At 56.3% G+C, this 449-nt stretch carries 1 pseudogene; it reads right to left on the minus strand.

Annotated features, from left to right (window positions below):
- Window positions 1-183 precede the first annotated feature (183 nt).
- A pseudogene (locus AC1D0P_RS29565) lies at window positions 184-449 on the minus strand (hypothetical protein); the annotation flags it as partial.

Here is a 449-nt window from a genome sequence, read left to right on the forward strand (position 1 = left end):
GATTACATCCAAAAATGGTCTTTTGCAGCATCGCGGTTTCAATTGACCAGGATCCCGGCCAGACGTAATCGTGAAGCGTCGCGAACCGGCATGGCACCCGAGTCCAATTGCCCTGCAGCAAAGCCGCGCGTGACCCCAACCGGCTTTGCGCCTCGGGTGCCGTTCGCGGCAGTGCTGTCGGTATCAGTTGCTCTGCTGATCGAGCCCGTATTGTTTGAAGAGCCGATCCTGCGTCCCGTCATGGATCAGCCGGTTGAGGCTCGTCTGCATCTTAGCGATATCCTGGTCGGCGACGCTCTTGTTGCAGGCGATCGAATAGATCTGTTCGGTCAGCAGGAGCACGGTCTCGACATGTACGCCGTCGCGCTTGAGCTTGTCGTAATATTTTTCCGAAACCGGCATCAGGTCGATCCGGTCGGCGAGCAGTTTCTTCAGGGTAAGATTGAAAT

The organism is Polaromonas sp. P1_G2, assembly GCF_056405515.1.